Here is a 21,103-nt window from a genome sequence, read left to right as displayed (position 1 = left end):
CTTCAGAATGTGTAGCCGACTTGCGGCGCCTTGTCGTCGAACGCGTCGAGCAGGCGCACGAGCGGCTTGAGTTCGGTGTAGCGGTTGGCGGTCTTGCGCACGTAGTCCATCACCGTGGACAGGTCGCCCATGTACGTGGATTTGCCGTCGCGGTAGTTCAGGCGGCAGAAGATGCCGAGGATTTTCAGATGGCGCTGCAGGGCCATGTATTCGAAGTCGCGGTAGAAGGCGTCGATGTCCGGGTTGACGGGCAGGCCGACCTGCTTCGCGCTTTGCCAGTAACGCACGACCCAGTCCAGCACGAATTCCTCGTCCCACTGGATGTAGGCGTCGCGCAGCAGCGAGGCCAGGTCGTAGGTGACGGGGCCGTAGACGGCGTCCTGGAAGTCCAGCACGCCCGGGTTGCCCTGGTCGAGGAACATCAGGTTGCGCGAATGGAAATCGCGGTGCATGTAGACCTGCTGTTGCGCCAGCACGTTGGCCGTGATCGCCTCGAACACCTTGTCCAGCTGGGCGCGCTGGATGTCGTTCATCGTGACGCCCAGGTGGCGCCCGATGAACCATTCGGGGAACAGGTTCAGCTCGCGCAGCACGAAGGCGCGGTCGAATTCCGGCAGCACGCCGGCCTCGCTGGCGAGCTGGAACTTGATCAGGGCGTCGATGGCGTCCGAGTACATGAACGGGGCGTTGTCGACGGACAGGCGCTGCAGGTACATCGTCGTGCCGAGGTCGGACAGCAGCAGGAAGCCGGCCTCCACGTCGCGGGCCACGATGGCGGGCACGGTGACGCCGGCGTCGCGCAGCAGGCCGTCGACATGGATGAAGGCCGGGACGTTTTCACGCTCCGGCGGGGCGTCCATGGCGACGACGGTATTGCCCAGCTTGTCGCGTAGCGCCGGCACAACATCGAGCCGGAAGTAGCGGCGGAAACTCGCATCGGACGAGGCCGGGCGCAGGCTGCCGGCGTCGACCAGGTCCAGCGAGCTCAACCATTCGGTCAGCCGGGCCAGGCGGGCGTCCTTGTCGGCGCCGGTGGGAACATTGGAGGGAACGTGTTGAGACGAAGAAGACATGAAGCGTCCCGGTGAAACGGGTTGGCGATAGGTTGTAAAGTGTGCCCAGGCGTGGCAGGGCAGTTCGGGTGTAATCATACGCGATTTCACAGGGCATCGGACCGCCCGGGCTGCTCCAGCCGGGCGGTCTGTGCATCCGTTGTTTATTTCTTCAGGACCTTGTTCACCCAAGTCTGCAGGGCGGGCGGGACCTTGGAGCCGAACAGCGCGCGCCGCCGCGGGGCGGCGCTTCCGGCCGCGGCGGCGGGGGAAGACGTGTTGGCGCCGGCAACGATCGACGGGGGCGGGGGGAGCTCCACGGTCACGTGGCGGAATGTCGTCGTCGTCTTGCCGGTGGAATCGGTGACGCTCGCCACGATCGTGAATTCGCCCGAACCCGCATACGTGTGCGTGGCGCCGACCCGGCCCTGGCCGTCGTTCTCCTGCACGGCTGCCGCCTGGGGGCCGCTGCCGTCGCCCCAGTCCACCGTCGCCGTATGGGTATCGCGCACATTGCGGTCGCTGAACGACAGCGTGAGCGTGGCCGCCACGTCTGGACGAACCGGCTCGCTCAGGGTCAGCGGGCCCAGCACCGGTGCATCCGTGCACGCCCCGCCCAGGCGCAGCAGCACCAACCCGGCGTTGGAATTGGCCACGATGTCGCCGGTCGCCGAAATGCCCAGGGCCTGGGTCAGCACGAGGCCGGCGGGAGGATTGAGCAGACGGGTGTTCAGATCCACCGCGACGAAGTTGGTCCAGCGGAAGGCCAGCTCGGTCTGGCTGCCGTCGGCATTGGCGCGGATCATCGAGCCGACGATCGTGCCCCGGTCATTGATATCGCCCGCGCTCGATTCGACGAACGGCGCCCGGTGCAGGTCGACGAAGCCGCGCGTGCGCGAAAAATAGAACGCGCGATTGCCGGAGAAATCCGGCGGCAGCAGGCGCCCCACGGCCTCGCTCCGCTCGTTGAGCGCCGAGATGAAGGTGTTGGGCCCGGGCGGGGTGACGAAGGCGACGCCGTCGCGGCGGTTCCACAGGAATGCGCGGAAGTTCTGGTTGCCGGCCGAGTCCAGGTTCATGGTGGCGCCCGCCACCTCGTTGCGGTTGTTGATCGGACCGGCGACGGCCGACATGGCGCCGAACGTGCCCAGGTCGATCAGGTTCCCGGCCGCGTTCCACAACACCGCATGGCTGTTGCCGTCCGCCGCCGTGGCCGCGCCCGCCGTGATATTGAACTCGTTGATGTCGCCCGCGAACGACTGCGTGAAGCCGGCCGGCAGCAGCAGCGGCACCAGGCGGTTGGCGGCATCCCAGCGCACGGCACGGTCCACGACCTGGGACGAGCCGACGATCTGGCCGCGGTTGTTGATGTCGGTGACGAACGTGTCCGCGCCAGGATCCGGATCGGGCAGGAACGTCAGGCCGTGCGCGGCCGTCCAGCGGAATGGCTGGAAGGTGTCGGGAATGGTCGGCCGTGTCTGCGCGGCGACCACGCCGTGGTCGTTGAGGGCGCCCAGGGTGCTGACCAGGGCGCCGGCCGGGCTGACGTCGATGACCCGCTGGCCATCGAAAAAGCCGATGTGCAGCGTGTTGTCGAGTCCGGTGTATTCGAACACCGCCTGGCTGCGCGCATTGATGAATGCCCGGAATATCGGCGGCGGCGCCAGATTGATGATGCCGTACACGTCCCCGCGCGCCTGTGCGGAGAGGGACAGCGGCGCGCTGTCCGCGCTGGCTCCGCAGCTCCATATCGTTCCCGTCAACACCAGCGCCCGTGCGGCCAGTGCAGCCGTGCCCGTCCATCGGATTCCCATGATTCCCTCCGCTCAGTGATTCATGCATATTGCATGTACGAGTCAATGTAGGGGATTGGAGAATTGAACAGGTCAAGCTATCGCAAATACTGACCTGACCGTCGGGTAGAGAAACTTCTTATTGTTAAAATTGTATCTATCGGTAATATTCATTTCCCTTTGAAAATCAATGGGTTATGGTTTCCCGTCGAGTTTCCGGATTATTACTACCGAGCCGCATAACGCGACTGTGCCGCACGAATTCCCATATAATAAGGGATTCAATCCAAAAATCGCCCTCTATGGTGCAACGCGATCTTTCATGAGCTGGACGACGGCCCTACCATTCCCGCCGCGGCGAACCGCAGCATTGTCCGCTCTCGTGGCCATGGCCGCGGGGCCGCTGTATGCACAGACGGCGGCGCCTGCGGCTGCGCCTGTGCCCGTGCCGGCCCATCCGGACGAGCAGGATCTCCCGATCACGATGCGCGCCGAGGAATTTTCCGGCCGCCCGGACCGCATCCTGAACATGGTACGCAACGTCGAGATCACGCGCGGCGCCACCGGCATCACCGCGGACACGGCGTGCTACCGGCGCGTCGAGGACGAGGTCACGGCCGAAGGCGATATCACGATGTGGCGCTTCGGCGACCGCTACAAGGGCGACGCCCTGCAGCTGAACCTGGAAACGGGCAAGGGCTGGGTGTTGCATCCGTCCTATCGCCTGGGCATGAACAATGCGCAGGGCAAGGCCCAGCGCATCAACTTCCTCGGCGAGGACCAGGCCGTCGTCGTCGACGGCACGTACAGCACGTGCGAAGGCCCCGATCCCGACTGGTATCTGAAATCGAGCACGCTGCGCCTGGACCAGGGCCGCGACGTCGGCACGGCCGGCAAGACGATCATCTATTTCAAGGACGTGCCCATCCTCGGCATTCCGGCGCTGTCGTTCTCGCTGTCCGGTGCGCGCCGGTCCGGCTGGCTGCCGCCCACGATCGGCTTCGGTTCCAAGGGCTCGGCCGAGCTGATGGTGCCGTATTACTTCAACATCGCGCCGAACCGCGACCTGACGCTGTTCCCGCGCTATATCTTCGCGCGCGGCCTGCAGCTGGGCGCGACGGGCCGCTACCTGGGCGAGACGGACCGCGGGCCGTACAGCGGCGAGACACACCTGGAATACCTCGCCAACGACCGCCTGGCGCACCGCAACCGCTGGTGGGTCGACACGCTGCACAACCAGTTCCTGGCGCCCAACTGGACGTTCGGCTGGAACGCGCACGCGGCTTCGGACAACGAATACCCGTCGGACTTCTCGCGCACCGTCGCCGCCAGCGCCGAGCGCCAGCTGCTGCGCGAGCTGCGCACGGACTATTACGGCCAGTACTGGAACCTGACGGCGCGCGTGCAGAGCTACCAGGTGCTGCAGGACCCGGGCGCCGTGCTGAATCCCGCGCTGACCGTGGCGACGCCGTACAACCGCCTGCCGACGCTGAACTTCCACGCCGGCCGCTACGACGTGCTGGGCGGCTTCGACTGGGCGGTCGATGCGGAAGCCACGCGCTTTTCGCATCCGGACGACAACCAGGTGCAGGGCAACCGCGCCAACATGGTCGCGCAGGTGAGTTATCCGTGGGTGCATCCGGGCTGGTTCGTCACGCCCAAGCTGATGCTGCACGCCACGCAGTACGACCTGACGCACAACGTCAACAGCGACGACAAGATCTCGCGCGTGCTGCCCACGGTCTCGCTGGATTCCGGCCTCGTGTTCGAGCGCAAGTCGTCGCTGTTCGGGTCGGGCGGCACGCAGACGCTGGAGCCGCGCCTGTTCTACGTGCGCACCCCCTATAAAAACCAGGACGACATCCCCAACTTCGATACGGGCGTCGCCGGTTTCAATTACGCCCAGCTGTTCACGGAAAACCGCTTCGTCGGCGCCGACAAGGTGTCGGATGCGAACCAGCTGACGGCGGCGATCGTGTCGCGCTTCATCGAGGCCAACGGCGCCGAGCGCCTGCGCCTCGCGGTCGGCAGCCGCTATTATTTCACCGACCCGCGCGTGCGCCTGAACTCGAGCGAGCAAAGCAACCAGACCCGCTCGGACGCGCTGCTGGCGGCGTCGGGCCGCATTTCGGAGTCGTGGACCTTCGACAGCGGCGTACAATACGATGCACAGGCACGCAGCCTGTACAGCTCGAATGTCGGGGTGCAGTGGCAGCCGGCCCCGATGAAGGTGTTGAACGTCGAGTACCGTTTTCAACGCGACACCTTCGGCATCGCCAACGGCTTCCGCAACGCCGACGTCTCGGGCCAGTGGCCGCTGTCGCAGCGCTGGTATGGTGTGACCCGGGTCAGCTACTCGGTGCGCGACCGCAAACTGCTCGAGAGCCTCGTGGGGCTCGAGTACAAGGCGGATTGCTGGGTGTTCCGCATGGGCGCGCAGCGTTTCGTGACCGCCGCGCAGACCACCTCGACGCCGATCTTCTTCCAGCTGGAGCTCAACGGCCTGTCGCGCCTGGGGTTCGGCAACCCGCTGGAGACTTTCAACAAGAGCATTCCCGGCTACACCCGGCTGAACACCAACGTCGGCCGCCCCTGACCGGGCCATGGACAACTAGATACCTGAAATGAGTGCTTTCCTGAATATGCGTACTACCCGCCCGTCCCCGCTCCGTCCGCACCAGCTCAAGCTCGCGGCGGTGCTGCTGTGCGCCCTCGCCACCGGCGACGTCCTGGCCCAGGCCGCACCGGCCGGCGCTCCGGCCGCGGCCAAGCCCGCCGCCGCCAAGCCGGCCGCCAAACCCGGCACCGGCTTCCTGCCGCCGGCGTCCAGCAATGCCCACGTCATCGATTCCGTGTACGTGATCGTCAACGACGAGGTCATCACCAGGCGCGAAGTCGACCAGCGCGTGGCCGAGATCACCCAGCGCCTCAAGGCGCAAGGTGCCCAGATGCCGGCCGAGGAAGACCTGCGCCGCCAGGTCGTCGAGGCCATGATCACCGAACGCGCCCAGCTCCAGCTGGCCAAGGAAATGGGCGTGCGCGTCGACGACACGACGCTCGACCGCGCCATCGGCCGCATCGCCGAGAACCAGAAGATGACCGTGCAGGACATGCGCAACGCGATGGAAAAGGACGGCCTGACGTTCTCCCAGTTCCGCGAGCAGATCCGCAACGAGATCATGATGCAGCGCCTGATCGAGCATGAAGTCGACAGCAAGATCCAGGTCACCGACGCCGAGATCGACACGTACATGGCGGCCGAGAAGGCCGCCGCCGCCGACCGCGTCGAGATGGATATCGCCCAGATCCTCGTGCGCATCCCGGAAAACGCGTCGCCCGAACAGATCGCCGCCCGCAAGGCCAGGGCCGACGAAGTCGAGCGCCAGCTGCGCACCGGCGCCGACTTCGCCAAGATGGCCGCCACGTATTCCGATTCGCCGGACGCGCTGAAAGGCGGCTCGGTCGGCTGGCGCGATCCGGACCGCCTGCCCCCGATCTTCGCGAGCGAACTGCATAAACTGAAGCCGGGCCAGGTCACGCCGGTGATCCGCACCAACGTCGGCTTCCACGTCCTCAAGCTCGCGGGCGTGCGCAAGCTGGCGGAAGCGCAGAAGCCCGACCAGGCCGTCGTGCAGCAGACGCACGCGCGCCACATCCTGCTCAAGATCACGCCGACGCAGACCGAAGAGGAAGCCCGCAAGAAGCTCCTGGAAATCAAGCAGAAGATCGACAGCAAGCAGGCCACGTTCGAAGACATGGCGCGCCAGTACTCGAACGACGGCTCGGCCTCGAAGGGCGGCGACCTGGGCTGGCTGTATCCGGGCGACGCGCTGCCGGAATTCGAGAACCCGATGAACGCCCTCAAGCCGGGCCAGGTCTCGGACGTCATCAAGACGCCGTTCGGCCTGCACCTGATCGAGGTCGTCGAGCGCAAGACGCAGGACGTGTCGAAGGAAAAGGAACGCTCGGCCGCACGCCAGGTCCTCACCGACCGCAAGCGCCAGGAAGCCCTGGAAGACTGGAGCCGCCAGGTCCGCGACCGCGCCTACGTCGAGTTCCGCGAGGACAAATAAGATGTCCCAGGCAGGCATACGCCCTTCGCTGGCCGTCACGGTCGGCGAGCCGGCCGGCATCGGTCCGGAGATCTCGATCCGCGCGGCCTGGGCGCTGCGCGGCGAGGCCCGCTGCGTGCTCGTGGGCGATGCCGCCTTCTTGTCGCTGACGGCCAGCCTGATCGACCCGAGCATCCGCCTGTCCGCGATCTCCACGCTGGCGCTGCGCCACAGCGGCCTGCCGCACTTCGGTCCGGACACGATCCCCGTCGTCGACGTGCCGCTCGACGCCCACGTCGTGCCGGGCCGGCTGGACGCCGCCAACGGCCGCGCCGTGCTGGCGACGCTCGATCTCGCGATCGAAGGCACGCAGGCCGGCTGGTGGGACGCCATCGTCACGGCGCCGCTGCAAAAGAGCACCATCAACGATGCCGGCGTCGCGTTTTCCGGCCACACGGAATACCTGGCCGAGAAGACCGGCACGCCCAAGGTCGTCATGATGCTCGCGGGCGCATTGGCGTCACCTGCGGGGGCGGATCAGCCGTACGTGCGCGTGGCGCTGGCCACGACCCATCTGCCGCTCAAGGATGTATCGAGCGCCATCACGCGTGACAGCCTCACGCGGGTGCTCGACATCCTGCACGCGGATCTGGTGAAAAAGTTCGGCATCGGGTCGCCCCGCATCCTCGTGACGGGCCTGAACCCGCACGCGGGCGAGAACGGCTATCTCGGCCGCGAAGAGATCGACGTCATCACGCCCGTGCTGGAAGACGCCCGTACGCGCGGCATCGACGCGCGCGGCCCGTATCCGGCCGATACGCTGTTCCAGCCCAAATACCTGCAGGACGCCGACGCCGTGCTGGCCATGTACCACGACCAGGGCCTGCCCGTGCTCAAGCACGCGACCTTTGGCCGCGGCGTCAACATCACGCTCGGCCTGCCCTTGATCCGCACGTCCGTCGACCACGGCACGGCGCTCGACCTGGCCGCGCAAGGCCTGGGCCAGGCCGATTGCGGCAGCATGGAAGAGGCGATCCGCGTCGCCCTGTCGATGGTCCGCGCGCAACAGAACCCACCCGCATAACAATAATGAAACACGTAGCCCGCAAGCGTTTCGGCCAGAACTTCCTGACCGACGACAACGTCCTCCACAACATCATCGAAGGCATAGCCCCGCGCCGCGGCGACACCATGGTCGAAATCGGCCCGGGCCTGGCCGCGATGACGGCGCTGCTGCTCAAGGAGCTCGACCACATGCACGTGGTGGAGCTGGACCGCGACCTCGTCGCACGGCTGGAAAAAGCGTACCCGCGCGAGCGATTGACCATCCACGCGGGCGACGCCCTGAAATTCGATTTCGGCGGCATCCCCGTCCCGGAAGGGAAGAAGCTGCGCGTGGTGGGCAACCTGCCGTACAACATCTCCAGCCCGCTGCTGTTCCACCTGGCCGACTACGCCCACGTCATCGAGGACCAGCACTTCATGCTGCAGAAGGAAGTCGTGGAGCGCATGGTGGCGGAGCCGGGCACGAAGGCCTACGGCCGCCTGTCCGTGATGCTGCAGTGGCGCTACGACATGGCGCTGCTGTTCATCGTGCCGCCGACGGCGTTCGATCCGCCGCCGCAGGTCGAGTCCGCGATCGTGCGCATGGTGCCGACGAAGCGCCAGCTGCCGGCCGACGCGGCCACGCTCGAAGCCGTCGTGCAGAAGGCGTTCTCGCAGCGCCGCAAGGTGATCCGCAACTGCGTGGCGGGCATGTTCACCGAACAGCAGCTCGTCGATGCCGGCATCGATCCGGGCACGCGTCCGGAAACCGTGGCGCTCGAGCAGTACGTGGCGCTGGCGAACATCCTCAAACCGGCGTCATAACTTCCCCTGCCGGTAACGGCGCGCCTTGTCGAACACGCGCGCGCCGATCTTCCTTCCCGCTTCCTGACCCGCCGCCGCCGTGAGCGCGGCCGCGTCCGGCCGGTCGCTGCCCGTGAAGCGGCGCAGCGCTTCGGCCGCGGCGCCGGCGCAGGCGGCGTCGACCGATCTCTCATCCATGGCCGCGATGGCGGCGTCGGCCAGGGCATTGGCGAGCACGAAGAACAGCAGCACATCGCGGTCGTCGTCGTGCCCGTCCCGCAAGGACAGGTGCCGGGCCAGCCGGAACCAGTGTTCGGCGACCGCGTGCCGCCCCGCGGTGACCGGCAGGTTGACCTCGGCCGGCATCAGCGCGAACGGTTGCTCCCGGCGGCAGGCGTCGAGCATGGCCGCCGCCTGCGCGCGGCCGATGCCCGCCGGGCTGAATTGTCCGGCCGCGGCGGCCGGCGCGAGCCCCAGGCCCGCCATGTGGGCATCGACGTCCGGCTGCCGTTCCGGGAACAGGTCGACGAGGACGCTGCGGGCCGCATGGCTCATCGCGGCTGTCTTGCTGGCGGCATCGCGCTCGGCGCGGGGCAGGCGCACGGCGACGCCGAGCGTCGTCTGGCGCGCATCGCCGTCGTAGGCGGCCCAGGCGTTGTACATGCAGGTATGCACGAGGGCGAGCGTATGCAGCGTCTGCGCCGTGCCGCCGCACCGTAGCGCCAGCGCATTCCAGCCCGGCACCGTGCCGGCCGGCCGCGCCGCCAGGAGGGCCGTTGCCCCGTCCGACTCCACTTCCAGGATGTTCCGCCGTCCCATGTTTGCCTCCGCTTGTGCCCTCGACGAGTATCGCCAGCGAATCCGGCCCGGCTGTTGAGCATGCTCATGCGCCGGCTGCTGTGCCGCAACGCACAATCCGGTTTTTCGCCGCTTTATCCTGCGTTTTTTGCAGTTCGTCGCAGTCCGCTGGAAGGGAAGGGCGCGCGCGCCTACAGTGACACCATACCAAGCCGATCACGGCTCCCGACGAACCGAACGACCACTCAGGAGAAGCAAAATGAACGTCCTCAAAAACATGGAAGCCATCTTTCTCGCAGCCGCCGTCCTCGTGGGTGTGACGAGCGCCGCGCACGCCGCCAGCGTTACCCGGCATCAGCGCTACGACGCGCAGGTGACGATCGAAGGCCAGCAGATGGCCGTCGTCAAAGTGACGGCGAAACGCCTCGCCACCGTCGACAAAGCCGCCATCTGAACCTTGACCCGGACCGAAGGAGAACAGTCATGAACATCCAGAAAAACATGGAAGCCATCTTCCTCGCAGCCGCCGTCCTCGTGGGTGTGACGAGCGCCGCGCACGCCGCCAGCGTCACCCGGCATCAGCGCTACGATGCGCAGGTGACGATCGAGGGCCAGCAGATGGCCGTCGTCAAGGTGACGGCGAAACGCCTCGCTACCGTCGAGAAATCGCGCGCCTGACGCGGCGCGCGCAGCAGCGCAAAAGATTGAGCAAGAGATTGAACCGGCTGCCGCCCGGCAGAGAATGAAGACAGAACGGCCCGGCTGCCACGCAGCGCGACGGCGCCGTACGAAGCAGGCCGCACAGGCCGCACACCGCACCAGACCACGCACCCGATGAGGACATCGACGGCATGCCGCCGCCGGTTCCAAGGCGCCCCTTCGCCGATCGCGGGCAAAAAAAAGCCCGCTGTTGAGGCGGGCTTAAATCCAATTCTTTCTGAGGAGAGTTGGAGGAGACAGGTGCAATTATGCTGCACTACAGCATATCAGTCCAATTTCTGTTTTGGATATTCGATATGCGAAACTTATATATCTCCTCCGCGCCGTGGTGCGCCGTTTATTTGTTGGTCACGCAGGTTACGACCAGGTTGTTTACGCCAGGGACCGTTGCCGCTTCCGCCGCATCGTCCATCGTGCCGCCGCCCGTGCCGTTGGTGCCGCCGGCGACGGTGCAGGTCTGGGCCGGGCTGGTTGGCTGGGTCAGGACGGTCACGCCGTAGGTCGAGCCGTATGGCACCGAGTTCATCGTCAGGGGCACGTCCGCGCCGGTCGGGGCATTGTTGGCGTCCACGGCGGGGCTGACAGGGATGGTGCCCGTCGTACTGCCGTTGGCGAGGACGAGGCCGGTGCCGGTCAGGCCCTTGACGGTGCCGGTAAGCGGATACGCGATGATCGCACACACATAGCGGATGTCGATCTTGGCCAGCTGGCCGGCCGTGCCGTATGCCGGGAACAGGTTCGGCGAGCACTGCTGGTGTTTCGGCAGGGCGCCGCCCGTGGCGGCATGGCTGACGACGGTGGCGCCTTTCGGGACCACTTCATACTCCTGGCCGTACTCGATCGTGTTCGGGAAGGTGAGGACGACATCCGGGACAGTGGCGTCCGTCGCACTGGTGGCGGACGGCGGGTTGACGGTCAAGTCCTGGCCGTTCGTGCTCAGGACGAGGCCCGGGTATCGCACATTGCTGACCGTGACGTTGATCGGGAACGTGGCCTTGCCGCCGCCGCCGCAGGAGGCCAGCGTCGCCATGATCGCGAGGGCGAGGGCCGGACGCGCGAAAGAAAACTTCATGTAGGTCTCTCCAGGATTAAGAGCAGGTGACGGTGACGGTCGTACCCTCGGCGGCCGAGCCCATGATGCCCGCGCCGTTGCCGCTGCTGCCGCCGCTGACCGTGCAGGTCTGGCCGGCCGGCTGCTGCAGGACGGTGACGCCGTAGGCGCCGTCCTCGTACACCGTCGCGAACGGCACCGAGGTGGTGCCCGCCGGGACGTCATGGCGATCATCGCCGTTGACGATCACGAGGCCGCTGCCCGTCAGGTTCTTGATCGACGCCGTCAGCGGATGCTGAATGATTTTGCACGTAACGCTGATCTGGGCGATCGTGTAGTAGTTGGCGCGCGCCTTGCCGTTGTTCACTGTGCAATCGTCGATCTTGGCAACGTTCGACGGAACGGCCTTGACCGTGATGTTGAACTGGTCGTCCGTCGAAATCCGGTTATTGAACTGGAACGACGTATAGGGCGCCGTCACGGCAAGGTCTTCGCCGTTATTGGTCAGCACCAGACCGTCCTTGGTGACGTTGCCAACCGTGCCGGTCAGGTACAGGTCGCCGCTCCCGCCGCCGCAGGCGGACAGGCCCAGCGCGCATGCCAGCGCTACAACGCCGGCACGCAGGATCGAGCTCTTCATAAAATCTCCACAATGGAATGAGTGGCGCGCGAAGGCGGCGCCGGTACGGCCGAATAGAAAAATACCCATCATTTTAGTGCATTTGCCAAGCAACGGCCTCATTTGCCTTTGTATCACGGTGTAACCATGAGCCCGTGTCCGGCGCGGCATTGCTTTTCGGCGCCGCCCTCGTTATGCTTGACTGGCTCCTTTCCACTGTCCAAGCTTCGTTTCCGGAGCCGCAATCCCACATGAACACGCGCCGTGCCTGGCCCAAGGCCATCCTGTTCGACCTCGACGACACGCTGTGGCCCATCGCCCCCGTGATCCTGCAGGCCGAAGAGACGTTGTTCGCATGGTTGCGCGAGCACGCGCCGCGCGTGGCCGAGCGCTTTACCATCGACACCCTGCGCCAGGCGCGCCTGGAACTGCTGGCGCGCAAGCCCGAATTCCACCTCGACCTCGGCAAGCTGCGCCATGCCGGCCTCGTGGATGCATTCCAGGAAGCGGGCGAGGATGCCGCCAAGGTCGAGCATGCGATGGCGCAGTTTTTCGCCGCGCGCAATGCCGTGGTCCCGTACGACGACGTGCTGCCGGGCCTGCTGCGCCTGAAGAACCAAGTGCTGATCGGCTCGATTTCGAACGGCAATGCCGACTTGCGGACGATCGGCCTGTCGCACCATTTCAAGGTGTCGGTGGCGGCGTCGCAGTTCGGCGTGGCCAAGCCGGATGCGTCGATCTTCCTGGCCGCGTGCGCGGAACTGGGCGTGGCGCCGGAGGATGCGGTGTATGTCGGCGACGACGTGCTGCTCGACGTGCAGGGCGCCCAGCGCGCCGGCCTGCGCGCGGTGTGGATGAACCGCACGGGGTCGAGCCGGCACCTGGAACACGAAGTGGTGCCGGATGCGATCGTGCGCGACTTCGACGAACTGCTCGACTGGCTCAAGCGCGAACACGGATGAAGCACACCGTCGATCGAACGTGCATAATGAAAGAAATGACAACAACCGGACAGTCCGTTCCGTTCCAAGGCCATGCAACTCGATAACCGTGCACAAACCCTGTTGAAAGCCCTGGTCGAGCGCTACATCGCCGACGGCCAGCCGGTCGGTTCGCGCGCGCTGTCGAAGATTTCCGGCCTCGACCTCTCGCCCGCCACGATCCGCAACATCATGGCCGACCTCGAGGAAATGGGTTATGTCGCCAGTCCGCACACGTCGGCCGGCCGCATTCCGACGCCGCGCGGCTACCGCCTGTTCGTCGACACGCTGTTGACCGTGCAGCAGATCGACGAGAACGCCGTCGAGGCCGGCATGCGCCTGCCCGCGCACCAGCCGCAGAAGATGATCGCCAACGCGGCCCAGATGCTGTCGTCGCTGTCGCAGTTCGCCGGCGTCGTGCAGAGCCCGCGGCGCGAATCGGCGTTCCAGCAGATCGAATTCCTGCGCCTGTCGGAAAAGCGCATCCTGCTCGTCATCGTCGACCCGCGCGGCGACGTGCAGAACCGCCTGCTGCTGACCGACGTCGACTACACGCCGACCGAGCTGATTCAATCGGCCAATTACCTGAACCAGCATTTCGCCGGCCTGTCGTTCGACGAGGTGCGCGGCCGCCTGACGGGCGAACTGCGCCAGCTGCGCGACGACATGGGACGCCTGATGCAGGCCGCGGTGGAGGCGGGTAGCGAAGCGCTGGCCGAGACGGACGACATGGTGATCGCGGGCGAGCGCAACCTGCTGTCCGTGGCCGACCTGTCTTCCAACATGACCTCGCTGCGCCAGATGTTCGAGATGTTCGAGCAGAAAACCGGCCTGATGCAATTGCTCGACGTATCGAGCCGGGCCGGCGGCGTGCAGATCTTCATCGGTGGCGAATCGAAGCTCGTGCCGATGGACGAGATGAGCGTCGTCACGGCGTCGTACGAAGTGAACGGCAAGATCGTCGGCACCCTCGGCGTCATCGGCCCCACGCGCATGGCGTACGAGCGCGTGATCCCGATCGTCGACATCACGGCCAAGCTGCTGTCGAGCGCGCTGAGCCACACATGAGGGCGTAGGGTGGGCGGCCTCCGCCCACGCGTGACGTTCGCGTACCGCATATGTTACGCGTGGGCACGTTTCATTTGAGGCCCCCGGCCTCAAATGCCCACCCTTGTATCTTGAGCGTGTTGGTGATTAGCTACCACTAACTGAGGTGAAGACCAGCTTGTGCCCACCCTGAAGGCGTTGACCTTGTGGAGTAGATTAGGCCCTTCACCTCTCCCCACCCCATGACTGAACACTGGACGGTATCCGAGGGCTCTGACCCTGCATGTACAAGGCGAGTGTGGAGTGGATAGGGAAAATCAAGAACACAAGGAAGATCAAATGTTTTATCTTGGCGTAGACGTTTCGAAGAAAAAACTGGACTGCATGCTGCTCGATACTAAGAACGGCAAGTTGAAGTCCAAATCGTTATCCAACACAAAGGCTGGATTCGAAGAACTGATTGAATGGCTGGCCACAAACAAAGCGCCTGATGCGCATGTGATCATGGAGCCGACCGGTGTGTATCACGAACCGGCCGCGCTGGCGCTGACCGATGCGGGCTTGAAACTGTCACTGGCTAATCCGGCCCAGCTGCGGCAGTTTGCCCAAGGACTGGGCGTCAAGAACAAGACCGATAAAGCCGACAGTACCGTACTGGCGCGCTACGGCGAGACATTGAAACCCGTAGCTTGGCAACCGCCGTCGAAATCTGCGCGTCACCTGAAAGCCCTGCTGACGCGCCGTGACGCTATTGCCGATGATTTGCAGCGCGAACAAAACCGTCAGGAGGCCATCGATTTCGGTGTATCACCGGACGAGGTCAAGCAGTCGATCATGCAGTCGCTCAGGTTTTTGCAGGCTGAGCTCAAGCGTCTGGAACAGATGATCGAAGAGCATATCGACAACGATCCTGATTTGCGCAACAAGCAGGATCTGCTGGAGACGATTCCTGGCGTGGGCGAGCGTGTCTCGAGTAACCTGACCGCGCTGTTTGCCGCTAAAACCTTCGACACTGCCGAGCAACTGGCCGCTTATCTTGGCCTGGTGCCGGTACAGTGGGACTCAGGTTCGTCGGTGCATAAACGTCCTCGCCTATCCAAGGCTGGCCCATCGCACCTGCGCAAGCTGCTTTACATGCCAGCCGTGGTGGCCCGCCGCTGGAACCCTCACATCAAATCCTTCAGCGACCGTTTGCTCGCCAAAGGCAAGACCAAGATGGCCGTCATCGGTGCCTGCATGCGCAAGCTGGCCCACCTGTGCTTTGGTGTTGTGCACTCAGGCAGGCCATATGACCCGAATTACGCCATGTGAAGCTTGACGCACAAGACGGTATCTACCGGTTTGCGCCTGGTTTAGTGCCGGTGCGGGCAGTCGGTCTTCTGGCAGTGGCCGTAGATGGCCAGCGCGTGCTCGGCGATCTTGAAGCCGCGTTCGCTGGCGATCTTTTGCTGGCGGCTTTCGATTTCGTCGTCGTAGAACTCTTCCACGTGGCCGCAATCGAGGCAGACGAGGTGGTCGTGGTGCGATCCGGCGTTCAGCTCGTAGATCGCCTTGCCGGTTTCAAAGTGATTGCGGTTCAACAGGCCGGCCTGCTCGAACTGGGTCAGCACCCGGTAGACGGTCGCCAGGCCAACGTCCATATTTTCGTTCAGCAGGGTCTTGTACACGTCTTCCGCCGTCAGGTGCCGCACCGCGCTGTTCTGGAAAATTTCCAGGATTTTTAGCCGAGGCAAGGTCGCTTTCAGGCCGCTGGCTTTCAGGTCGGTTGGATTGTTGCTCATGTTTTGTTACTCGGATATGGGCGGAGTGCTTTATGATATAGCGTTTTGATAGCTCCCGCCTCATCGATTTTTAAGGTCAGATATGCGCATTAACGCCGTTTTACATCGTTCCCACGCCCGGGCAGCGCTCGTGGCCGGCCTCGCCTGCATGACGTTGGCGCTGTCCGGCTGCGCCGCCTGGCGCAACCAGACCCAGCCGGCAGCCCCGGTGAGCACCGCTCCGTCCGCGGTCGCCGCCGATGCCGGCAAGTCCGCGGCAATCGCGAATTCCGGCGCGCAGACGACGACCGTCACCAAGCTGCAGAAATTCCTCTGGATCTTCTCGCCCTACCGCCCGGACATCCAGCAGGGCAACTTCGTCTCGCAGGAAATGCTGAACCAGCTGAAAGTCGGCCAGACCCGCGACCAGGTGAAATTTATCCTCGGCACCCCGCTGCTGCAGGATGCCTTCCACGCGGACCGCTGGGATTATCCGTTCTACCTCGCGCGCGGCAACGGCGAGCTGACCACCAGCCGCGTCACCGTCTTTTTCAAGGACGACAAGGTCGACCACTTTGACGGCGGCAACCTGCCGACGGAACGCGAATACATCAATCGCCTGATCGGCATCTCCAAATACGAAACCCAATCCGAGCAGGAGTCGTTGGACGAACTCAAGCGCAAGCGCGACGAGGCAGCCAAAGGCGGTGGCGGCGGAGGACAATGATGACCCAACTGAAAATCGCCGTCGCCGGCGCCAGCGGCCGCATGGGCCGCATGCTGATCGAAACCATCGCGGCCGCGCCGGACGCCCGGCTGGCCGGCGCCCTCGACCGCGAAGGCACCCCGTTCATCAATGCGGACGCCGGCGCGTTTTCCGGCCAGCTGACCGGCATCGTGATCCAGTCCGACCTCGACAAGGGCCTGGCCGACGCCGATTTCCTGATCGACTTCACGCGTCCGGAAGGCACGCTGCGCCACCTGGAGTACTGCGCCGCGCACGGCATCAAGATGATCATCGGCACCACCGGTTTCGACGACGCCGGCAAGGCCGCCATCCGCGCCGCCGCCGACAAGACCGCGATCATGTTCGCCCCGAACATGAGTATCGGCGTCAATGTCACGATGAAGCTGCTGGAGCTGGCGGCCAAGAATTTTGCCGAGGGCTATGACATCGAGATCATCGAAGCCCACCACCGCCACAAGGTCGACGCCCCGTCCGGCACGGCGCTCAAGATGGGTGAAGTCATCGCCGACGCCCTCGGCCGCGACCTCAAGGAATGCGCCGTCTACGGCCGCGAAGGCGTGACCGGCGAGCGCGACCCGTCGACGATCGGCTTCGCCACCGTGCGCGGCGGCGACATCGTGGGCGACCACACCGTGCTGTTCGCCGGCATCGGCGAGCGCATCGAGATCAGCCACAAATCGAGCAGCCGCGTCAGCTACGCCCAGGGCTCGCTGCGCGCCGCGCGCTTCCTGGCCGACAAGCCGACCGGCCTGTACGACATGCAGGACGTGCTCGGCCTCAAGGGCTGACGCACACGCCCGCCGAACTGGACGGCTTTGCCGGCGATCTGCTGGCATACTCTCCATGACTGCCGTCGTCCCCGCGGAGGCGGGGATCCGGTTTTGCAGGCCGACCGACTGCGCATGCAAACTTGGGCCCTGCCTGCGCAGGGGCGACGTCGTTTTATGTTACCTGACAGGAGATCTTCCATGGCCACCGTCGAATTGAACGGCGCCGCGATCACCGACGCGGAAAGCTTCCACGTCGAGAGCCGGCGTGCGTTCGGCTTTCCCGATTCGTATGCGCACTCCATGGATTCCTGGGTCGATTGCCTGAGCTATCTGCGCGATGAAGACGGCATGAGCAGCGTCCGCCTGAAAAAGGACGAGGTGCTGCACATCGTCGTGACGCACTCGGAAGCCCTGCGCGAACGGGCGCCGGACGTGCTGGAAGAGATGGCGTTCTGCATCATCGGCATCAACGAGCGCTATGAGGATTACGGCGAGAAGCCGGCCCTAGAGCTCGAGCTGCGCTGATTTGCATGCATTTGGAGGGCTCGGCGAGCCCACCCTACGGCAATGCGACGGTATCGTAGGGTGGGCACCCCGTGCCCACCATGCCGAACGACCGGTATAATGTTCTGCTCACCTCCTTCAGTCCGCAGAACACCATGCAAGATAAATATAGTCCAGCCGAAGTCGAACAGGCCGCGCAGGCCTACTGGAAGTCGATCGACGCGTATAAAGCCGTCGAGAACGACCCGCGTTTCCCGAAAGGCAAGTATTACGCCTGCTCGATGCTGCCCTACCCGTCGGGCAAGCTGCACATGGGTCACGTGCGCAACTATACGATCAATGACGTGATGTACCGCTATCTGCGGATGAACGGCTACAACGTGCTGATGCCGATGGGCTGGGACGCCTTCGGCATGCCCGCCGAGAACGCGGCGATGGCCAACAACGTGCCGCCGGCCCAGTGGACGTATTCGAACATCGCCCACATGCGCGGCCAGATGGAGTCGATGGGCCTCGCGATCGACTGGTCGCGCGAAATGACGGCCTGCAAGCCGGACTACTACAAGTGGAACCAGTGGATGTTCCTCAAGATGCTCGAGAAGGGCATCATCTACCAGAAGACCGGCACCGTGAACTGGGACCCGGTCGACCAGACCGTGCTCGCCAACGAGCAGGTCATCGACGGCCGCGGCTGGCGCTCGGGCGCGACGGTCGAAAAGCGCGAGATCCCGATGTACTACGTGCGCATCACGGACTACGCCGACGAACTGCTGGACCACGTCGAGAACAAGCTGCCGGGCTGGCCGGAGCGCGTGCGCATCATGCAGGCCAACTGGATCGGCAAGTCGACCGGCGTGCGTTTCGCGTTCCCGCACGTGATCATGGACGAGCAGGGTGAGCTCATCAACGACGGCAAGATGTACGTCTTCACGACGCGCGCCGACACGATCATGGGCGTGACCTTCTGCGCCGTCGCGCCGGAACACGCGCTCGCGCAGCATGCCGCCAAGGACAATCCGGAACTGCAGGCGTTCATCGCCGAGTGCAAGCAGGGTTCCGTCATCGAAGCCGACATGGCGACGATGGAAAAGAAGGGCATGCCGACCGGCCTGTTCGTCACGCATCCGATCTCCGGCGAGCAGGTGCCGGTCTGGGTCGGCAACTACGTCCTGATCACGTACGGCGACGGCGCCGTGATGGGCGTGCCGGCCCATGACGAGCGCGATTTCGCGTTCGCGCAAAAATACGATCTGCCGATCAAGCAGGTCATCGCCGTGGAAGGCGAGACCTTCTCGCTGGACGGCTGGCAGGAGTGGTACGGCGACAAGGAGCGCGGCGTCGTCGTCGACTCGGGCAAGTACGACGGCCTCGATTACACGTCGGCGGTGAATGCCGTCGCAGGCGACCTCGCGAACCTGGGCCTGGGCGACAAGAAGGTCACGTTCCGCCTGCGCGACTGGGGCATCTCGCGCCAGCGCTACTGGGGCACGCCGATCCCGATGATCCACTGCGACAAGTGCGGCACGGTGCCGGTCCCCGAGAAGGACCTGCCGGTCGTGCTGCCGGAAGACTGCGTCCCGGACGGCAGCGGCAACCCGCTCAAGAAACACGAAGCCTTCCTGAAGGTCGACTGCCCGTGCTGCGGCGCGCCCGCGCGCCGCGAGACGGACACGATGGACACGTTCATCGATTCGTCCTGGTACTACATGCGCTATACGTCGCCGGGTTCGAACGACGCGATGGTCGATCCGGCCCGCAACGATTACTGGATGCCGATGGACCAGTACATCGGCGGCATCGAACACGCCGTGCTGCACCTGCTGTACGCGCGCTTCTGGACGAAGGTCATGCGCGACTTCGGCCTCGTGAAATTCGACGAGCCGTTCGTCAACCTGCTCACGCAGGGCATGGTGCTGAACGAGACCTATTATCGCGAAGAAGAGTCGGGCAAGAAGACCTGGTACAACCCGGCCGACGTGACCCTGACGTTCGATGAGCGCGGCCGTCCGCAGTCCGCGGTGCTGAAGGACGACGGCCAGCCGGTCGTCATCGGCGGCACCGAGAAGATGTCGAAGTCGAAGAACAACGGCATCGACCCGCAGGCGCAGATCGAGCAGTACGGCGCCGATACGGCCCGCCTGTTCACGATGTTCGCCGCGCCGCCGGAGCAGACGTTGGAATGGTCGGAGTCGGGCGTGGAAGGCGCGAGCCGCTTCCTGCGCCGCGTCTGGGCGTTCGGCTATGCCCAGCGCGAGCGCGTGGCCGCTGCGCTGGCCGCACAGCAGCACGGCACTCTGGACGAATCGCAGAAGACGCTGCGCCGCGAAGTGCACAAGGTGCTGCAGCAGGCCGACTACGACTTCAAGCGCATCCAGTACAACACGGTCGTCTCGGCGTGCATGAAGATGCTCAATACGCTGGAGTCGGCCAAGCTGGCCGAAGGTCGGGACGCCGCATCGGCGGCAAGCGACGCCGTGATCACGGAAGGCCTGTCGATCTTCCTGCGCATGCTGAACCCGGTCGCGCCGCACATCACGCACGCGCTCTGGCAGGAACTGGGGTACGCCGGCAAGTACGGCGACATCCTCAACGTGGCCTGGCCGGAAGTGGACCCGGCCGCGCTGGAACAGGCCGAGGTCGAGATGATGATCCAGGTGAACGGCAAGCTGCGCGGTTCGGTGAAAGTGCCGAAGGATGCCGACAAGGCCGCCATCGAAGCCGCCGCGCTGGCGTCGGAAGCGGCGCAGAAGTTCGTCGAAGGCACGCCGAAGAAGGTCATCGTCGTCCCCGGCAAGTTGATCAACATCGTGGTGTAAGCCATGCGCGCCCTGACCCGGAAGTTGGTGGTGCGCGCGGCCGCGGCCCTGCTGGTGGCGAGTAGCCTGGCAGGCTGCGGCTTCGAGCTGCGCGGCTCGAACGGCAGCTACACGATGCCGTTCCACAGCATTTATCTGGGCTTCCCGGACACGTCGGCGCTGGGCACGGAACTCAAGCGCAACCTGCGCGCGACGGACCAGGTGGTCATCGCGGACAAGGCGGCGGACGCCGAGGCGCAGTTCGTGCTGCTGGGCGAGACGCGCAACAAGTCCATCCTGTCGCTGAACAGCCTGGGCCGCGTGCGCGAATACCTGCTGACGTACACGCTGACGTTCAGCGTGCGCGACGCCAAGGGCGCGGAACTGGTGGCGCCGACCGAGATCTCGCTGCGCCGGAACATGGCGTTCGACGAGACCCAGGTGCTGGCCAAGGAATCGGAAGAAGCGCTGCTGTACCGCGACATGCAGGCGGACCTGGTCCAGCAGATCATCCGCCGCCTGGCCGCGATGAAGCCGGCCACTTGACGACAAGCGAAAAGGAACAC

The 21,103-nt window shown here is 64.9% G+C and carries 20 protein-coding genes; 14 read left to right on the top strand and 6 right to left on the bottom strand.

Annotated elements, in window-relative coordinates; all coding sequences use genetic code 11:
* Nucleotides 1-2: 2 nt before the first annotated feature.
* Together ACEN9Q_RS23380 and ACEN9Q_RS23375 are read right to left on the bottom strand one after the other, a co-directional pair.
* Nucleotides 3-1,073, bottom strand: a complete 1,071-nt coding sequence (locus ACEN9Q_RS23380) for an aminoglycoside phosphotransferase family protein (RefSeq protein WP_495626203.1) — start codon at nucleotides 1,071-1,073, stop codon at nucleotides 3-5.
* A gap of 143 nt (nucleotides 1,074-1,216) precedes the next feature.
* A complete protein-coding gene (locus tag ACEN9Q_RS23375; RefSeq protein ID WP_495626202.1) occupies nucleotides 1,217-2,866 on the bottom strand; it encodes a PKD domain-containing protein in 1,650 nt (549 codons plus the stop codon).
* Between the two features lie 301 nt (nucleotides 2,867-3,167).
* Between ACEN9Q_RS23375 and ACEN9Q_RS23370 the strand changes: the two genes are divergently transcribed.
* The 4 genes from ACEN9Q_RS23370 to rsmA are packed head-to-tail and all read left to right on the top strand — an operon-like array spanning nucleotide 3,168 to nucleotide 8,766.
* The gene (locus tag ACEN9Q_RS23370) at nucleotides 3,168-5,441 is read left to right on the top strand and encodes an LPS-assembly protein LptD (protein ID WP_495626201.1); all 2,274 of its coding nucleotides are present in this window, start codon (nucleotides 3,168-3,170) and stop codon (nucleotides 5,439-5,441) included.
* Between the two features lie 46 nt (nucleotides 5,442-5,487).
* The gene (locus tag ACEN9Q_RS23365) at nucleotides 5,488-6,918 is read left to right on the top strand and encodes a peptidylprolyl isomerase (RefSeq protein WP_495626200.1); all 1,431 of its coding nucleotides are present in this window, start codon (nucleotides 5,488-5,490) and stop codon (nucleotides 6,916-6,918) included.
* Nucleotide 6,919: 1 nt separating this feature from the next.
* Entirely contained in the window at nucleotides 6,920-7,981 is a 1,062-nt protein-coding gene (pdxA, locus tag ACEN9Q_RS23360) for a 4-hydroxythreonine-4-phosphate dehydrogenase PdxA (RefSeq protein ID WP_495626199.1), read from the top strand.
* 5 nt (nucleotides 7,982-7,986) lie between these two features.
* On the top strand, nucleotides 7,987-8,766 hold the full coding sequence (gene rsmA, locus ACEN9Q_RS23355) for a 16S rRNA (adenine(1518)-N(6)/adenine(1519)-N(6))-dimethyltransferase RsmA (protein WP_495626198.1): 780 nt from the start codon (nucleotides 7,987-7,989) through the stop codon (nucleotides 8,764-8,766).
* On the opposite strand, the gene ACEN9Q_RS23350 is transcribed toward rsmA, so the two are convergent.
* On the bottom strand, nucleotides 8,761-9,564 hold the full coding sequence (locus ACEN9Q_RS23350) for a DUF6851 domain-containing protein (protein ID WP_495626197.1): 804 nt from the start codon (nucleotides 9,562-9,564) through the stop codon (nucleotides 8,761-8,763). The genes rsmA and ACEN9Q_RS23350 overlap by 6 nt on opposite strands.
* Before the next feature lie 238 nt (nucleotides 9,565-9,802).
* Here ACEN9Q_RS23350 and ACEN9Q_RS23345 point away from each other — a divergent pair, with 238 nt between their 5' ends.
* Together ACEN9Q_RS23345 and ACEN9Q_RS23340 are read left to right on the top strand one after the other, a co-directional pair.
* On the top strand, nucleotides 9,803-9,997 hold the full coding sequence (locus ACEN9Q_RS23345; RefSeq protein WP_495626196.1) for a hypothetical protein: 195 nt from the start codon (nucleotides 9,803-9,805) through the stop codon (nucleotides 9,995-9,997).
* A 29-nt stretch (nucleotides 9,998-10,026) separates the two neighbouring features.
* The gene (locus ACEN9Q_RS23340) at nucleotides 10,027-10,221 is read left to right on the top strand and encodes a hypothetical protein (RefSeq protein WP_495626195.1); all 195 of its coding nucleotides are present in this window, start codon (nucleotides 10,027-10,029) and stop codon (nucleotides 10,219-10,221) included.
* Nucleotides 10,222-10,600: 379 nt separating this feature from the next.
* Here the strand turns inward: ACEN9Q_RS23340 and ACEN9Q_RS23335 are convergent, their stop codons facing one another.
* Both ACEN9Q_RS23335 and ACEN9Q_RS23330 read right to left on the bottom strand, forming a co-directional pair.
* A complete protein-coding gene (locus tag ACEN9Q_RS23335; RefSeq protein WP_495626194.1) occupies nucleotides 10,601-11,335 on the bottom strand; it encodes a hypothetical protein in 735 nt (244 codons plus the stop codon).
* Between the two features lie 16 nt (nucleotides 11,336-11,351).
* Nucleotides 11,352-11,954, bottom strand: a complete 603-nt coding sequence (locus tag ACEN9Q_RS23330) for a hypothetical protein (RefSeq protein WP_056438474.1) — start codon at nucleotides 11,952-11,954, stop codon at nucleotides 11,352-11,354.
* Nucleotides 11,955-12,184: 230 nt separating this feature from the next.
* Here ACEN9Q_RS23330 and ACEN9Q_RS23325 point away from each other — a divergent pair, with 230 nt between their 5' ends.
* The 3 genes from ACEN9Q_RS23325 to ACEN9Q_RS23315 all read left to right on the top strand — a co-directional run bounded on the left by ACEN9Q_RS23325 (nucleotide 12,185) and on the right by ACEN9Q_RS23315 (nucleotide 15,271).
* Complete coding sequence (locus tag ACEN9Q_RS23325) at nucleotides 12,185-12,895, top strand: HAD family hydrolase (RefSeq protein ID WP_495626193.1); 711 nt, start codon at nucleotides 12,185-12,187, stop codon at nucleotides 12,893-12,895.
* A 72-nt stretch (nucleotides 12,896-12,967) separates the two neighbouring features.
* Complete coding sequence (gene hrcA / locus ACEN9Q_RS23320) at nucleotides 12,968-13,981, top strand: heat-inducible transcriptional repressor HrcA (RefSeq protein WP_056438468.1); 1,014 nt, start codon at nucleotides 12,968-12,970, stop codon at nucleotides 13,979-13,981.
* Between the two features lie 318 nt (nucleotides 13,982-14,299).
* Nucleotides 14,300-15,271: an IS110 family RNA-guided transposase gene (locus ACEN9Q_RS23315; protein ID WP_495625417.1), complete on the top strand. Its 972-nt coding sequence runs from the start codon at nucleotides 14,300-14,302 to the stop codon at nucleotides 15,269-15,271.
* A gap of 41 nt (nucleotides 15,272-15,312) precedes the next feature.
* Here the strand turns inward: ACEN9Q_RS23315 and fur are convergent, their stop codons facing one another.
* Nucleotides 15,313-15,741, bottom strand: coding sequence for a ferric iron uptake transcriptional regulator (gene fur, locus ACEN9Q_RS23310; protein WP_036234473.1), 429 nt, complete (start codon nucleotides 15,739-15,741; stop codon nucleotides 15,313-15,315).
* 82 nt (nucleotides 15,742-15,823) lie between these two features.
* Between fur and ACEN9Q_RS23305 the strand changes: the two genes are divergently transcribed.
* The 5 genes from ACEN9Q_RS23305 to ACEN9Q_RS23285 all read left to right on the top strand — a co-directional run bounded on the left by ACEN9Q_RS23305 (nucleotide 15,824) and on the right by ACEN9Q_RS23285 (nucleotide 21,083).
* Nucleotides 15,824-16,447 (top strand): outer membrane protein assembly factor BamE, encoded by a 624-nt coding sequence (locus tag ACEN9Q_RS23305; RefSeq protein ID WP_229412609.1) that lies wholly within the window; start codon nucleotides 15,824-15,826, stop codon nucleotides 16,445-16,447.
* The gene (gene dapB / locus ACEN9Q_RS23300) at nucleotides 16,447-17,256 is read left to right on the top strand and encodes a 4-hydroxy-tetrahydrodipicolinate reductase (RefSeq protein ID WP_056438655.1); all 810 of its coding nucleotides are present in this window, start codon (nucleotides 16,447-16,449) and stop codon (nucleotides 17,254-17,256) included. The genes ACEN9Q_RS23305 and dapB overlap by 1 nt, the downstream gene beginning before the upstream one ends.
* 180 nt (nucleotides 17,257-17,436) lie before the next feature.
* Entirely contained in the window at nucleotides 17,437-17,763 is a 327-nt protein-coding gene (locus ACEN9Q_RS23295) for a barstar family protein (RefSeq protein ID WP_056438466.1), read from the top strand.
* Between the two features lie 134 nt (nucleotides 17,764-17,897).
* Nucleotides 17,898-20,558 carry a leucine--tRNA ligase gene (leuS, locus tag ACEN9Q_RS23290; RefSeq protein WP_056438651.1) on the top strand — a complete coding sequence of 887 codons (2,661 nt, stop codon included), beginning with the start codon at nucleotides 17,898-17,900 and terminating at the stop codon, nucleotides 20,556-20,558.
* Nucleotides 20,559-20,561: 3 nt separating this feature from the next.
* Complete coding sequence (locus tag ACEN9Q_RS23285; protein ID WP_056438464.1) at nucleotides 20,562-21,083, top strand: LPS-assembly lipoprotein LptE; 522 nt, start codon at nucleotides 20,562-20,564, stop codon at nucleotides 21,081-21,083.
* Nucleotides 21,084-21,103 lie beyond the last annotated feature (20 nt).

The sequence above is a fragment of the Massilia sp. Masssp93 genome (assembly GCF_059491295.1).
The sequence above is the reverse complement of the archived record's forward strand: the minus strand, read 5'-3'. Positions and strand labels throughout refer to the sequence as shown.

What these genes read in the sequence shown, in the direction of transcription:
- ACEN9Q_RS23380 (WP_495626203.1), bottom strand. Translation starts at nt 1,073, where the DNA reads ATGTCTTCTTCGTCTCAACACGTTCCCTCCAATGTTCCCACCGGCGCC.
- ACEN9Q_RS23375 (WP_495626202.1), bottom strand. Translation starts at nt 2,866, where the DNA reads ATGGGAATCCGATGGACGGGCACGGCTGCACTGGCCGCACGGGCGCTG.
- ACEN9Q_RS23370 (WP_495626201.1), top strand. Translation starts at nt 3,168, where the DNA reads ATGAGCTGGACGACGGCCCTACCATTCCCGCCGCGGCGAACCGCAGCA.
- ACEN9Q_RS23365 (WP_495626200.1), top strand. Translation starts at nt 5,488, where the DNA reads ATGCGTACTACCCGCCCGTCCCCGCTCCGTCCGCACCAGCTCAAGCTC.
- pdxA (WP_495626199.1), top strand. Translation starts at nt 6,920, where the DNA reads ATGTCCCAGGCAGGCATACGCCCTTCGCTGGCCGTCACGGTCGGCGAG.
- rsmA (WP_495626198.1), top strand. Translation starts at nt 7,987, where the DNA reads ATGAAACACGTAGCCCGCAAGCGTTTCGGCCAGAACTTCCTGACCGAC.
- ACEN9Q_RS23350 (WP_495626197.1), bottom strand. Translation starts at nt 9,564, where the DNA reads ATGGGACGGCGGAACATCCTGGAAGTGGAGTCGGACGGGGCAACGGCC.
- ACEN9Q_RS23345 (WP_495626196.1), top strand. Translation starts at nt 9,803, where the DNA reads ATGAACGTCCTCAAAAACATGGAAGCCATCTTTCTCGCAGCCGCCGTC.
- ACEN9Q_RS23340 (WP_495626195.1), top strand. Translation starts at nt 10,027, where the DNA reads ATGAACATCCAGAAAAACATGGAAGCCATCTTCCTCGCAGCCGCCGTC.
- ACEN9Q_RS23335 (WP_495626194.1), bottom strand. Translation starts at nt 11,335, where the DNA reads ATGAAGTTTTCTTTCGCGCGTCCGGCCCTCGCCCTCGCGATCATGGCG.
- ACEN9Q_RS23330 (WP_056438474.1), bottom strand. Translation starts at nt 11,954, where the DNA reads ATGAAGAGCTCGATCCTGCGTGCCGGCGTTGTAGCGCTGGCATGCGCG.
- ACEN9Q_RS23325 (WP_495626193.1), top strand. Translation starts at nt 12,185, where the DNA reads ATGAACACGCGCCGTGCCTGGCCCAAGGCCATCCTGTTCGACCTCGAC.
- hrcA (WP_056438468.1), top strand. Translation starts at nt 12,968, where the DNA reads ATGCAACTCGATAACCGTGCACAAACCCTGTTGAAAGCCCTGGTCGAG.
- ACEN9Q_RS23315 (WP_495625417.1), top strand. Translation starts at nt 14,300, where the DNA reads ATGTTTTATCTTGGCGTAGACGTTTCGAAGAAAAAACTGGACTGCATG.
- fur (WP_036234473.1), bottom strand. Translation starts at nt 15,741, where the DNA reads ATGAGCAACAATCCAACCGACCTGAAAGCCAGCGGCCTGAAAGCGACC.
- ACEN9Q_RS23305 (WP_229412609.1), top strand. Translation starts at nt 15,824, where the DNA reads ATGCGCATTAACGCCGTTTTACATCGTTCCCACGCCCGGGCAGCGCTC.
- dapB (WP_056438655.1), top strand. Translation starts at nt 16,447, where the DNA reads ATGACCCAACTGAAAATCGCCGTCGCCGGCGCCAGCGGCCGCATGGGC.
- ACEN9Q_RS23295 (WP_056438466.1), top strand. Translation starts at nt 17,437, where the DNA reads ATGGCCACCGTCGAATTGAACGGCGCCGCGATCACCGACGCGGAAAGC.
- leuS (WP_056438651.1), top strand. Translation starts at nt 17,898, where the DNA reads ATGCAAGATAAATATAGTCCAGCCGAAGTCGAACAGGCCGCGCAGGCC.
- ACEN9Q_RS23285 (WP_056438464.1), top strand. Translation starts at nt 20,562, where the DNA reads ATGCGCGCCCTGACCCGGAAGTTGGTGGTGCGCGCGGCCGCGGCCCTG.